A 13,023-nucleotide genomic window follows, 5' to 3' on the forward strand; every position below is an offset into this window, starting at 1 on the left:
TAAAAACCCCTTTTATTTTCTAAGATCGTAATCAACCTCATTGATATTTGTGTAATATTTTTAAAGCCCTTCTTAATTCAGGAACAGGGATTTGCCCTGGAGCAGACACCTGATTTCCAGCACCAAATGTCGCAGCGGATCCGAAACATTCCCCGGCAAGGCGGCTGATTAAACCTGTTCCTCCCATTGATATCGTGATAATCGGGCGATCGGCATACTCAGTTTTCATTGTGTTCGTTGCCTCTAATAGCGTCATAACATCCTTCACACTCTTCGGCATCACGGCAATTTTAGGAATATGGGCACCAAGCTCCTGCATTTTGTACAGCCTTGTAATAATTTCTTGTTTCGATGGTGTTTTTTCAAAATCATGATTGGACATAATAACATACACACCATTCTCTTCAGCCGTTTCCACTAGCTCTTTCACATAAGCTTCCCCGGTAAAAAGCTCTACATCAACTAAGTCGATTTTCTTTGTCCTTATCGCTGCTTGCAATAATTCAACGTAATAGGAAACAGGAACTTCCTTATTTCCCCCTTCTTTATGGCTTCTAAATGTAAAAAGAAGGAGTTCATCAGATAGGACACTTCGTAAGGTAGAAATCATTTCCTGAACGGTATCAATCTGATCAACATGCTCATAAACATCTACGCGCCATTCAACGATATCCGGTTTTAACGATTTGACCTCATTTATTTCTTTCACAAGTTCTTCCGTTGTGGTACCCATTAATGGAACAATAATTTTCGGTAAACCTTCTCCTAATACAGTCTTGCCAACTGACAGAATTGCCATGTACTTTGACTCCTTTTATCTTGTTGTTAGTTTTGATTGTTAGATCGATCTAACAATCTAGTAAATGACACTATTAACACTCATATATTGCTTCCATTGTTCTAACGATTTACGTAAACATGGGAATCCTTCTCTTCCAAAGTATTCTAAAGAAACAAATCCTGAATACTGTCGTTTTTTCAATTCATCTAGAATGGCGATGTTATCAACATCACCGTCAAGAATAGCTGCTGGTGTGTTTTTATATCGCTCTTGCAAATTGTAGTGATAATTTTTTAAATGGACGTGACTAATATGGGAGTACACCGTATCAAGAACTTGCATCGGATCCTCTTGATCAACGTACAGGTTCGCAGCATCATAAATGAGTTTAATCCTTGGATGATTGATATCCTGTACTAGCTTTTGAATGGATTCAACTGTATCAGCAAAGGAATCATAATGGATTTCAATTGCGACATCTACATCATATAAATCGGCAATTTCAGCAAACTTTTGAAACTCTGTAACGGTTTCGGACCATTGCTCAGGGGATGCATTTCTTGATGCAACATGTCCTGCAAAGGTTCGAATTAAAGGACAATTTAATTGGTGTGCGGCATCTAACAATTTCTTAGCTTGATTGACTTCGCTAATATGCTGCTCGCGGTTCCATAATTTTGAAAAAGTTGTATAAGCACTTATAGACGGAATTTGTATCCCATTGGATTCTAATAACCTAGCTAATTTATCAAGCGGTCCATACTTCTCCTGAAATCTTTCGATATGTTTATTCCATAGCTCAAGACCTTTCACATCTTGATTCATAGGTGTTACCCATTTAATGATTTCATCGATATCCCATTCTTTAAATCCTGTCGTACATAAACTTAGTTTCATGTTTATTTCCTCCTTTTAACTATTAGATCGATCTAATTTTTGTAACCGTTTGCTCATTTCTGTGTTTATATAAATATATATCATACCTTTATAAAATTATTCAACACTAAATTTAAAAATATCCGAATTTTTTTATATATTTTCACTGATTTCCCATTGCCTTACTAGACTAATTAGCAAAGAAGGTCCTGCCTTGGTTACTAATTAGTCATAGCAAGCAACATGGATAGTTCCTCAATTAATTTTCTGTAGAATTCCTAACAATTAGTTCAGGCTGTAAAATAATTCGCTTCTTTTCCCCTTCAGCTTGAGTAATCCTTTGATGCAGAAGATTCGCAGCTGTTTTTCCCGTAAGCTGTGCAAAAGACGAGACCGTGGATAACGGAGGATAAAATATTTCTGCTTCAGGAATATTATCAAAGCCCATAATGGCGATATCTTTACCGGGAGTTAATCCAGCCTCTCTTACCGCTTGCACAACACCAAATGCCACTAGGTCGCTGAAGCAAAAGATAGCAGTAGGGCGATCAGGCTGCGAAAGAAGCTGACGTGCCGCTTCCATACCTCCCTCTCTGGTGGGAAGACTATCGATGACCAAGGATTCGTCCCATTCTATTCCCGCCTGCTGAAAGGCTAATGAATATCCTTCCCATCTCTTAATCCAAGTAGAAGACTTACGGTAGCCTCCTAAAAACGCAATTTTTTTATGACCTTGCTTTATTAAATGCTCTACAGCCATTTTCGAACCAGCTTGATAATCAATTCCAACAAAATCGCAATTGGCTCCTGCCAACTCTCTTACAGCAAGAATGGTCGGAGTTTGTAATTTGTTTAACCGGTTAACAATTTCATCTGAACTTTCTGAAACAGGACAAAGAATAATTCCCCCAACCCGATGTTCAATCATGGTTGAAAGAATTTTATCCTGCTTTTCAACAGAATCAAAGGTTACCCCTAACAACACTGTATAACCAATTTCCTCCAAAGTATGATGAACACCCTTCAGTAGGTCCGAATAGTATGTGTTTGATATATCTGTAATGATGATCCCGATGGTCGTTGAACTCTTCGACCGTAAATTTGCAGCAACCCGATCATAGACATAACCCAATTCTTCCATGGATTTTAAAACCTTTTTACGAGTTTCAGGTGCAATTTTAGGACTGTTTCGAACAATTAACGAAGCCGTTGCACGCGAAACCCCCGCATGCTTGGCCACATCCTGTAACGTTACAGGTTTTTTTCGTGATTGATTCATAGTAAAACCACCAACTTAAATCATTTTGATTATACTACTAGGTTTGTTTTTTGAGAAAAATTGTAAAAACTGGAGAATAAAAATTACGGACTATATTCTCATATTTTATAAGAATATAGTCCGTTTTACAAACTAGTTTTAGCTATAGACTTCGGCAAATAAATTTTAATGCTCAGTAACCAATAAATTTAAAATATTTTAAAAAGTGTTGACAAACCGAAATATGGTTTTTATTATTTAAATTATTAATCAAACCAAAAATGTTTTCTATAGATAACTTTTACTGAAAGCGATTTCTATAGATTACTAAAAAAGTTTGGTGTTTGTTTTAAATTGATTTTTATAATTAGATCGATCTAAAATTTATTAGATCGATCTAAAACTCAATAGTTTATGAAAAAGGAGGGAAAATAAATGATAAATATGTTAAGTGGGAATTCATCCCCACGGCTTTTCAGATATCCAGCATTACTATTAAATTATAGGAAGAAGCTATATAATTAAAACAATAATCCAAAAATTTTAAACAGTCTTTTAGTTATTTAAATAGGCATGTCAGTAACCTTGATACAATTTTACAAATAATGACATAACAGTCTATGGGTCAGAAGCGATGGAATTTGACAACCATGCTGCCATTACATAACTTTCCGAATGATTCGTTATGATCCTTTAAAACTATCGCAATGATTCTGTTTTTTTACAGGTATTATCGATTTTATCTAAATTTGAAGGAGCTAAGTTATGAAAAATAAATATTTATCTACCGCTTTCGGACTCTACCTCAATTATTTCGTTCATGGTATGGCGTTAATTATTATCTCTTTAAACATCGATGTTTTTGCAGAAAAATGGGGGACAAGCGTTGCAGGTGCTGCAGCAGTCGTTTCATCTTTTGGAATTGGGAAAATATTAGCCGTAGCGTTTTCTGGAATCATTTCCGATAAATTTGGGAGAAAAGCATCGATTCTATTAGGAATATCATTCTATCTAGTGTTTGCAATCGGAATTTTATGGAGTCCTACTGCGTCTATTGCTTACTTCTTCGGCATTTTAGCTGGTATTGCGAACTCTTTCTTAGATACAGGTACTTATCCGGCTTTAATGGAAGTTTTCACTAAGAAATCTGGTCCTGCTAATATCATTGTCAAATTTTTCATTCAAGGGGGGCAGTTCTTGCTTCCTATCATCATTGGCTTTCTTGTGGTGCGGGGATTTTGGTATGGATGGAGTTTTACGTTATTGATTGCAATCTTATCGCTCAATTTGATCTTTATGAGTACTCGTAAATTCCCGCCAATGGCTGCCACATCACAAGATATAACCGTGGAAGCAAAAGCACTTGAAAAGAAAGGGAAATTTCATTTTAGCGTGGAAGAGATTTGTATGATTTCCTTTGGCTTTGTTGGGCTAACATTCCTTACCGTATTGGGGCAATGGATAGCGAAGTATGGTACAGAAGTGGTCCATATGAGTGAAAATGCCGGAAGAATGTTAGTCTCTTATGGAAGTATTGGAGCACTCATTTGTGTATTGGTAACGTTCACATTAGGAAACAAGGGAGTGAAGTCTGCCCCTATTATTTTGATATATACCTTCATGACTGCGCTGGTTTCTCTTGTTTTATGGGCATTCCCTTCACCAATGGTTGCAACTGTAGGTGCTTTTTTCTTGGGCTACTTCTCATCTGGCGGACTTATTCAGTTAGGGTTGACTATTTTAGTTGATCATTCAAGTAGAGGAAAAGGGGTTCTTACAAGCCTTTACACGATTTCTGAAGGAATCGCCCAATTTTCAATGCCGATCATCCTAGCAGCCATTTATAAATTTGATATCTCCTATATCTTTATATTAAACGCCTTTGTTGCATTATTTGGATTCACATTAGTTTTAATTGTGTCGATTCGTGACAAACAAAGGAAGGCACAACAAGACATCCGAATAAATGAATCTGCAAGTTAATTAGGTAGTTGGGTCGCGGGGACAGGCACCTTGTTCCACCTGGTGGATCGAGGGTTTGTCCCTTGTTCCATGTGAGTGGGTCGAGGTGCCTGTCCCCCCGTTCCATTATCCTTTAGCTTTTTATTAGTTTGTCGCGGTCGTCGGCTTTCGGGGGTTCTTCCAGCCAGCCGTGTTTGATCATGATGTTGGCTCCGTCTTCGGCGTAGAGGGCTATTTCTGGTAGTAACGATGCATACCTCATACCTAAATCTCTTCTTGGACTTGCGGCGATGGCCATACCAAAATTTCCGATTACTGCTGCAATCATCGCTGACACATGAAACATGATTAACTTATCCGAAAAGATACTCTCCGTTGTATCTGTAACCGCTGAATCCCAACTCATAGGAGCAGGTAAGTCTTCTTTTATTAAAAAATTGCTGAAGATATCTATATATTTCTGCGAAAGCTGCTTCCCTCTTACCAAATATTCTTTTACTTCATCATTCTTAGCAATTTGGGCAAAGCCTGTGATTAAAGCTTTTCCAATGGAATTGGTTTGGACATTTAAAAATAAATGAGTAACTTCCACTGATGTAATAGACCTTTTTTTTCCAAAGAAACCTGCTAGAAAGTGCTGCTTTTCTACAAAATCTACCTTGTCAGGGATAGTAATATAAGGAGGTTTGACAAAGGTCCCCTGCTTCAACATTAAGTCCCGGGTCTGATTCTGGAGCTCTACCCCTTTCTCCAATACACGCCGATGAAAATCAATGACATCCGGACGTGTAGCCAATCCCAACGCGGCACCGTTAGCTGCAATTGCCAAAAGCGCCATTTGATGCATATACATGACGACAAAGGTATCTGAAAAAATTCTTGGTGCATCAGGTGTAACATCTTGATTCGTAAACCCAATTGGTACTGGAAATTCCTCTTTGTTAAAAATATCTTGCTCAATTGCTATATTCTCTTTTGCTGTAGCCAATGCAAATTCGATAATTGGGCGGACTTCCTCATCCTCTACTTTTTCCAAAAAATGCGAGCTGACACAGAGCGCCAATGTGTCATTAATATACTGGGTCCACAGGCTCGACATCTCCGCAGCCGTCAATCTCAACTTCATTTTATCTTCCATGTAAAAATAAAGCCTCCCAAACAATATGCTTTTTAAGCATATTATCCCCCAAATGGAAGAAATTCATTATGGGACAGGGGGACAGGCACTACGACCCTGGGTCGAGGTGCCTGTCCCCTCGACCAATTCCCAAAAATGAAAAATTCCATACTTGTCCGTTTCGGATTTTGCCATCATAGCGTAAAATATACAGACTCTAAATAAGGTGGTGATAGACTATGGACGGAGGAAAACGTTCTAACTTCGCTTTAATCGTAGTACTTTTCATCCTTTTGATTATTATTGGATCTAGTTTTTCAGGAGGATATTAATTCACTAAAATGAATGGACAACCAAAAGAGAACGGATACCTTGGATTGAGGCGTGCTTCGTACGCTTCCTTTTTCTTTCATCTATTTTCGTCGTTTAAGGGTGAAAGTATCGTCCTTTTCCTCTTAAACAAACGTTTGATAGAATTTCATTTATTTGGACAACGAGAACGAGTCAGTTAAAAATACTACCAAAATGTAAAACTGAATCCCTCCATGATTATTTTTTCAAAAATCGAATATGGAAGGTCGTCCCTTCAGAGCCTGAAGTAAAATTGATTTCAGCATGATTTCGTTTGGCGATTGAAAAACAAATCGGCAGGCCTAGACCCGTACCATTTGCTTTGGAGGTGACAAATGGCAGGGATATTTTATCGATTATGTCAGGGGGAATTCCGGCTCCCTCGTCTTTTATCGATAAAACTACATGATCCTGTTCATCGGCTGTCATAATATAGACGGATTTCCCTTTCTCCAACGCATCGAACGAATTATTGACAAAATTCAGCAGCAGCTGTCTCATTTCATTTTTATCAACATAAAGACTAGGAATTTGAGCCAATTTTAAATGAATGAATTTCCCTTCGTTGTTAGCCCTTGTTTCCAGTAATGGATATAGAGTTGTAATAATATGATTAAGATTGCAGTAATCTAATTTATTTGGCGTTTCCTTGGCTAAGTCGAGGAAATTGGTAATAATGTCATTGACACGATTGACCTCGTCAACCATCAAATTCATAATATCATTATATTTTTGTAGGTCCTTATCCTGTAACATTAATTGCAAAAAGCCCTTAATCGTTGTCATCGGATTTCTTACTTCATGGGCAACACCGGCTGCCATCTCAGCGATAATTTTCAGTTGGTCATAATATTTTTGTCTTTTCTCTTCTTCCTTTTTTTGTGTGATATCGTTAAAAATAAGAAACAGGCCGTATTTATTAGGAAATACCCGAATTTCTATCGGTACTTTTGAATACTCTGTAATAATCTCAAAATATTGCGGTATTTGTTCCCTAAACGCCTGCATATATTTCTCGTATACAATCGTTTCTTTATATTTAGGCAGTACATCCCACTGGCATTTGTACATCACTTCATGCTTTGGCTTTTCCAGCAATGCCTCACCAGCCTTATTGATGTATTCAACCTCCATTTTTGAATTTAAAAAACAGCACCCCTCCGAAATATCCTCCAAAATTTCTAACATTTTTTGATTTGATTGGGTATCAATGATCCTCACCACTTTCCCTTTTAATAAAAATAGAATGCAATGATTATATATTTACATAAGATTCGACAAAATACAGCAATTTCCTTTTTTTGCATCTGGGAATCGGGGACAGCCACCTCGACCCTGGTTGATGAGGTACCTTTCCTCGATTCCCAGTATTTTTTACTATTAACATAGTAAATAGTTTTAATTTTATCCCGTTTTAGCATATAATAATACCAATACATTTTTAAGGGGTGAGATGATGGTTAGATATATAGCTTTGATTTTTCTTTTATTGCTATCCAGTTTGTTCTACATTCACGCCCATCATCATAGCCCGATCAATTACGAAAGCCCAACTTTGATGGGCCATGAAAGTCCACATGATGAGCATGACCCAACTACTGACAAGTATAAAGCGATCAGCCTAAATACGATCGTTACCTTGTTGTTATTTCCTTATTTCTGTACAAATGCAAATCCTTTCCGGATTCATCTTATAAGAAAGAAGACGTTATTCACGACTATTTTTTATCAATCGAATTATGTGATCTTCTCTCCTTTAAAGTAAAAAATATTTTATTTTAAAGGAGGAAAAAATAATGATGTGGATGAGATTTTTGATGATTGGTATGTTTTCCCTATCAGCTATTACCCTATTATCCTATCAAGGGATTGAGATCTTTCAAGCCTTTATGGATTATTTCAGAGAAAAGTAAGCAGACGTTACAAAGAGTGTAAGAAATTTTCTTACACTCTTTTGCTGTAAAAAGGATTCCGAGAATTGCTGGGTCAACCTTTTAGCGTTCACCCGTTGCGATTAAATCGGATTAGGTTTTGCAATTACTAGTACAGTTCAAATAGTGGATAACTGAGCTAAATCATCAGAAGAGTTTGAAAAAGGGGGGAATCATCATTTTAATCGAAATGAGTAGACAATTATTTGATTCATTAGAGGATTACCACTTAGTTAGGGCCTGTTTTGATCCCATTATTCCCATGATTCGAGGAAAAGATGCCAGCGTAAAAGAACAGGTATACCACCAATTAAATACCAGCCAGCAAGCATTATTTTTATTCAATGCATATTACAATCATGCCTGTCATTCAACGGAAGAAATGTATTGGTGGAGCGCCTATTATTTTGCACAGCCAAAAACGTGGCAGGAAATCAAAGGAGCACTAAAGTATTTCAAGGCAGCCGAGATGCATGATCTTCTAGAAAAGGTGGAATCTACTTTTATAACGAGAGACTACCCTAAAAAACTAGAACAATTCTCCATTGCTTACAATGATCTTGAAAAGGATATAGAGCTTTTTCAAATATTTCAAGAACACAACAATCATTTTCAAGAAATTTCCCCCGCTACGCTAAAACAAATTGGGTTATATATCCGGAAAAATCCAAATGAGTTCATTCGCCTTGTCTAAAGTAGACATACAGGTTTGGTTTGGAGGGACAGACCTTGACCCGAGTCATGTTGACTATCACTCCGACCCTCTCCCTATAAAACAACTGAAATAATAAACTCACTAACCCATACAATGATAATACTCTGTCCCAACCCGCATACAATCCCTGTTGTGAATCTTAATGTGTTATTACTCATTCGGTATTTCTTTTTCTGCGTCCAGCCATCGATGATCATGGGGAAATTGAGGAGAATCCCCAGCCATAGCGGAAGATTCCACCCGGCAATCAGCAGGATTGGAAAAAATAAATAGCCTGCCAATATTCCGGTGCATCTCGCACATAGAGGCAGAGTATAACCGAAGATGGTTAGACTTCTTGACTTCATTCGGTGACAGGGAACAATCTCAAACACCCGCTGCAGCCTAATCACAATTTGGCCCGCAATCGCAATCAGGACCTGAATCACAATCTGGAAAAACACAGTCACAGTCAGGTGTGCAATCATACTTCTTTCTTTTTTTATTTCTTCCATAATAAATAATGATAAACAACAACATTAAAACTCCAACACCAATACCAATTGATCCAAACAGGACTTCACCTTGAACAAGTAACGTCGTTCCGACAATAAAGGCAATAATCATCCCCGTCAACATAAGAAAAAACATCTATTTCACCCGATTTCTTGATTTGGTATGCATTAAAATCCCTGCTATCAGTAAAAGAACAGGTCCAATCATGAGCCATTTAAAAACACCCGGAGTGGCTCCCAAATATAACGCTAACGGCATCGACCAAACAGAACAAATAATCAGCGTTATGGGCTTAAAAGAAAGACTGGCAAAAATAGCAATGAACATTGGCAGAAAAAACATCATTGTGAACGATACAAGAACATCTAGCTCTGGGCTGGAATGACCATACGGATTATGGAATAAGAAATAACCACAATAAAGAAGGCTTCCGACGGAACCAATCGTACCAATGAGTTTTTCCAACTGCACCGCTGTTCCTCCTTAAAGGGATTTATGCCATATATATTCCATTTGAATTCGTTAAAAACCTTTTTTCTGTATCGACAGGTGTATTTCAAGGTACCTTGTTCCAATTAGGGCTCGAATATAATTCGAAGAGCCAGCCCATCCCATCTCCCACATAAAAAAGCCTGCCCCCACAAGCACTGGAGACAGGCACATCCATTATAAAAATAACTTTTCTAATTCAAGCGGCTCAATGTATTCCCCGTTCTTATAAGCGCGCATGTTGCCGCCGGAAATTTCATCAATCAATACAATTTCTTTATTCTCGCCTACACGGCCGAATTCAAATTTAATATCGTATAACTCAATGTCCTTTTTAGCAAGCTCGTCCTTCACGACGTGGGCAATTTGCTGAGTGAGTGATTTTAATACTTGGTATTCATCCTTAGATAAAATGCCGAGCATATCTAACGCGTCTTCGCTAATTGGCGGATCCTCGCGGTCATCATCCTTTAGAGTTACTTCAACAAAAGCGTCAAGTGCTTGTCCTTCTTCAGCATATAAGCCGTATCTGCGTAAAAAGCTTCCAACCGCTCTAAATCGACAGATCACCTCTAATCCTTTTCCAAACACTTCAGCAGGCTTCACAGTCATCGTTGCTTTTTCAATATCCGCATCAATATAGTGCGTAGGAATGCCTTTTTCCTTTAAAATTTCAAAGAAATGCTTTGTTAAGCGCAACCCTGCACGGCCTGCACCTTCAAGTGTAAGACCAACTGTGTTAGCCCCCGGATCAAATACGCCATCCACACCTGTCACATCGTCCTTAAATTGAAGCAGAAAATTTCCATCCTCTAATTCATATACATTTTTTGTTTTACCAGTATATACAAGCTTCATACAACCATCACTCCCACATATATTTTCGTCACTATTAAACCAACTATTCCTAAAACTCCAAATCTTATTTTAATATAAAATGGAACAGAGGGACAGGCACCGCGACCCAAAATTTTTATTTGGTGGAACGCAGGAACTCCTCCCCGAAATGTTTACATAAAAAAACACTCGTCTAATACGAGTAGTGTTTAATATCGTTACAGTTGGTTCAAATGCTAATATTACCAGGAACCATGGCAGCCTCTTTTTTTATCCTGATTGATCTTAGAAACAAGCCGATTCCAAGAAACAAAACAGTTGCCATGACGCCGCTAATAGGATTTAACCAAAAGTCCTGCCTGCTGTTCATAAAGGTAATAATGCCGCTAGTTGTGACCAAAACGGTTGGAAACGCATCCTCAACGGCATGCATCAACACACATGGCCATACGGATTTGGCCAGACGGTATAGTTCAACATACATAACAGCCCAGCACACCATCAGCACACACCCTGTTAATAGCATTCCTGCCCTTGAAATAGATTCGAAATACTTGTCTGGAAGAAACACCAAGTAATAGGCTGCATGCCACAAAGCCCAAACAAGACCAGAGATGAGGTAAATCAGCCAGTCATTGGTCCTTAATTCCAGAAGTTTCGGCGTCAGATAACCACGCCATGTAAACTCCTCAAAGATATTTTTAATAAAATTACTGCCAACTGAAATAGCAACAAGTGATAAAAAGTTAGACCAGCCAATTGCCGAAAGTTCAATTCCTCCTAAAAGAAAGGCCAACCCAACGGTTATGATGGTAATAAACGGATAAATAGCGAAAGACACGAAATACCACTTCAGGCTGGCTCTAAATCTGGGCTTAATCCCCATATCCTTCCAGTCACGGTGGAAAGCTCTCATTAAGATGGCTGTAAAAAACGGCAGCACGAGCCACAGCAGCATACCCAATGAATTGCCTTCCGGCTGTTCCGGAAGTAAAGAATCAATTAATACACCTAGCCAACCGCTGATCAGGACAACCATAATGAAAATGAGCAAACGATTTCTTTGTTTCGCTTTATTCAGGTTAACCATTTCTGCCTCCCTCTATCATGTTTCAAGTGCTCCGTCTCCATGTCTTGCTTTCCAGATTGACTTGGCATTTGAACACTCTCTACTAAATAGAATTATAGTATGACAGGATTCTATAACGTATGACTTCCAATGCACACAGTGTATTTGAAAATCGGCCGCAATGCTGTCCTGAGCAGATATAAACATGTTCTATTCAGTTTTTTAGTTAATATAATTTGGGAGAGTGCTGTTTTTTATCCAAATCTTTACATTTATTTAAAACGGTACCTAAATGTTCTCATTATAATGGAATCGATGATGATGATAAAATTGCTAAAGTCCTTAAGGAGGAAGTTCTTATGTTTGCAGGACACTTTGGAGTTGCCGCTGCAGTAAAAAGTAAAACCCCGGAACTGCCACTTTGGTCGCTATTGGTCAGCACGCAATTACTTGATATTGCATTTGTTCCATTTAGTTTAGCTAGAGTGGAATCAATAGAGCCAATAGGTGCGGGCGGTTATGGTCAGGTGATGATTTATGCCTTCTACACTCACTCTTTTATAGGTGCACTGTTGTTAAGCACAATAGCAGCGTTACTTGCCGGAGGATTTTGGGGTAAAAAAGCAGGAATGGTGATTGGCGCCGTTAGCTTTAGCCACTGGATTCTTGATTTAATTGTTCATCGGCCGGATATGCCCCTTCTCCCCGGAAACGCAGGGAATTTGCCGCTTTTAGGTTTCGGCCTATGGGAATCCGTTACCGCAAGCTTCCTATTGGAATTTCTCCTGATTGCAGCCGGTTCCTTTTTTTACTTCAAGCACGTACTCCGCACTTCCCCTCCTGAACGAAGAAAAAAAGCCATCACAGCCGGTTGTACTATGACTATCTTTCTCCTTCTCTCTATAGTCATCGGCGCTTTCTAATAGGTCAGAGGTGGGTCGGGGGGACAGGCACCGCGACCCAGAAAAGAACAGTCTTACAGGAGCAGGGTGCAAATTTAACTATGACACATTCATAGTGGAGTATTTAAAAATGGCCCCGGTTTATTACCGGAGCCATTTATTAATTCATTTTATAGGGTTTGTTCAAGCTCAAGCATGACCTGTTGTAGATTTTAGTAGGCAAATTTGGGTCAAGGTGCC

General features: G+C 38.4%; 15 protein-coding genes. 5 read left to right on the plus strand and 10 right to left on the minus strand.

Going from position 1 to position 13,023, the window contains the following annotated elements:
* Window positions 1-37: 37 nt before the first annotated feature.
* The 3 genes from aroD to R4Z09_RS27765 form a co-directional block, all read right to left on the minus strand.
* The gene (gene aroD / locus R4Z09_RS27755; RefSeq protein WP_338449899.1) at window positions 38-799 is read right to left on the minus strand and encodes a type I 3-dehydroquinate dehydratase; all 762 of its coding nucleotides are present in this window, start codon (window positions 797-799) and stop codon (window positions 38-40) included.
* Window positions 800-856: 57 nt separating this feature from the next.
* Window positions 857-1,678, minus strand: a complete 822-nt coding sequence (locus R4Z09_RS27760; protein WP_338449900.1) for a sugar phosphate isomerase/epimerase family protein — start codon at window positions 1,676-1,678, stop codon at window positions 857-859.
* A 238-nt stretch (window positions 1,679-1,916) separates the two neighbouring features.
* Window positions 1,917-2,936 (minus strand): LacI family DNA-binding transcriptional regulator, encoded by a 1,020-nt coding sequence (locus R4Z09_RS27765; RefSeq protein WP_338449901.1) that lies wholly within the window; start codon window positions 2,934-2,936, stop codon window positions 1,917-1,919.
* A 744-nt stretch (window positions 2,937-3,680) separates the two neighbouring features.
* Between R4Z09_RS27765 and R4Z09_RS27770 the strand changes: the two genes are divergently transcribed.
* Entirely contained in the window at window positions 3,681-4,898 is a 1,218-nt protein-coding gene (locus R4Z09_RS27770) for an MFS transporter (protein WP_338449902.1), read from the plus strand.
* A 112-nt stretch (window positions 4,899-5,010) separates the two neighbouring features.
* On the opposite strand, the gene R4Z09_RS27775 is transcribed toward R4Z09_RS27770, so the two are convergent.
* The gene (locus R4Z09_RS27775) at window positions 5,011-6,015 is read right to left on the minus strand and encodes a DUF3231 family protein (RefSeq protein WP_338449903.1); all 1,005 of its coding nucleotides are present in this window, start codon (window positions 6,013-6,015) and stop codon (window positions 5,011-5,013) included.
* A gap of 218 nt (window positions 6,016-6,233) precedes the next feature.
* Here R4Z09_RS27775 and R4Z09_RS27780 point away from each other — a divergent pair, with 218 nt between their 5' ends.
* Window positions 6,234-6,326, plus strand: coding sequence for a YjcZ family sporulation protein (locus R4Z09_RS27780; RefSeq protein WP_338449904.1), 93 nt, complete (start codon window positions 6,234-6,236; stop codon window positions 6,324-6,326).
* 217 nt (window positions 6,327-6,543) lie between these two features.
* On the opposite strand, the gene R4Z09_RS27785 is transcribed toward R4Z09_RS27780, so the two are convergent.
* Window positions 6,544-7,566, minus strand: a complete 1,023-nt coding sequence (locus R4Z09_RS27785; RefSeq protein WP_338449905.1) for a two-component system sensor histidine kinase NtrB — start codon at window positions 7,564-7,566, stop codon at window positions 6,544-6,546.
* A 235-nt stretch (window positions 7,567-7,801) separates the two neighbouring features.
* Between R4Z09_RS27785 and R4Z09_RS27790 the strand changes: the two genes are divergently transcribed.
* Window positions 7,802-8,110, plus strand: a complete 309-nt coding sequence (locus tag R4Z09_RS27790) for a hypothetical protein (RefSeq protein ID WP_338449906.1) — start codon at window positions 7,802-7,804, stop codon at window positions 8,108-8,110.
* A gap of 323 nt (window positions 8,111-8,433) precedes the next feature.
* The gene (locus tag R4Z09_RS27795) at window positions 8,434-8,970 is read left to right on the plus strand and encodes a hypothetical protein (protein ID WP_338449907.1); all 537 of its coding nucleotides are present in this window, start codon (window positions 8,434-8,436) and stop codon (window positions 8,968-8,970) included.
* 74 nt (window positions 8,971-9,044) lie between these two features.
* On the opposite strand, the gene R4Z09_RS27800 is transcribed toward R4Z09_RS27795, so the two are convergent.
* The 5 genes from R4Z09_RS27800 to R4Z09_RS27820 all read right to left on the minus strand — a co-directional run bounded on the left by R4Z09_RS27800 (window position 9,045) and on the right by R4Z09_RS27820 (window position 11,902).
* On the minus strand, window positions 9,045-9,383 hold the full coding sequence (locus tag R4Z09_RS27800; protein ID WP_338449908.1) for a DUF2085 domain-containing protein: 339 nt from the start codon (window positions 9,381-9,383) through the stop codon (window positions 9,045-9,047).
* Complete coding sequence (locus tag R4Z09_RS27805; protein ID WP_338449909.1) at window positions 9,376-9,621, minus strand: hypothetical protein; 246 nt, start codon at window positions 9,619-9,621, stop codon at window positions 9,376-9,378. Before R4Z09_RS27805 ends, R4Z09_RS27800 begins: the two co-directional genes overlap by 8 nt.
* Complete coding sequence (locus R4Z09_RS27810; RefSeq protein WP_338449910.1) at window positions 9,622-9,957, minus strand: hypothetical protein; 336 nt, start codon at window positions 9,955-9,957, stop codon at window positions 9,622-9,624.
* A 195-nt stretch (window positions 9,958-10,152) separates the two neighbouring features.
* Entirely contained in the window at window positions 10,153-10,833 is a 681-nt protein-coding gene (locus tag R4Z09_RS27815; RefSeq protein ID WP_338449911.1) for a phosphoribosylaminoimidazolesuccinocarboxamide synthase, read from the minus strand.
* Window positions 10,834-11,041: 208 nt separating this feature from the next.
* The gene (locus tag R4Z09_RS27820; RefSeq protein ID WP_338449912.1) at window positions 11,042-11,902 is read right to left on the minus strand and encodes a type II CAAX prenyl endopeptidase Rce1 family protein; all 861 of its coding nucleotides are present in this window, start codon (window positions 11,900-11,902) and stop codon (window positions 11,042-11,044) included.
* Window positions 11,903-12,240: 338 nt separating this feature from the next.
* Between R4Z09_RS27820 and R4Z09_RS27825 the strand changes: the two genes are divergently transcribed.
* A complete protein-coding gene (locus tag R4Z09_RS27825) occupies window positions 12,241-12,804 on the plus strand; it encodes a permease (protein WP_338449913.1) in 564 nt (187 codons plus the stop codon).
* Window positions 12,805-13,023 lie beyond the last annotated feature (219 nt).

It is taken from the genome of Niallia oryzisoli, assembly GCF_036670025.1.
Classification (GTDB): Bacteria; Bacillota; Bacilli; order Bacillales; family Cytobacillaceae; genus Bacillus_BD; species Bacillus_BD oryzisoli.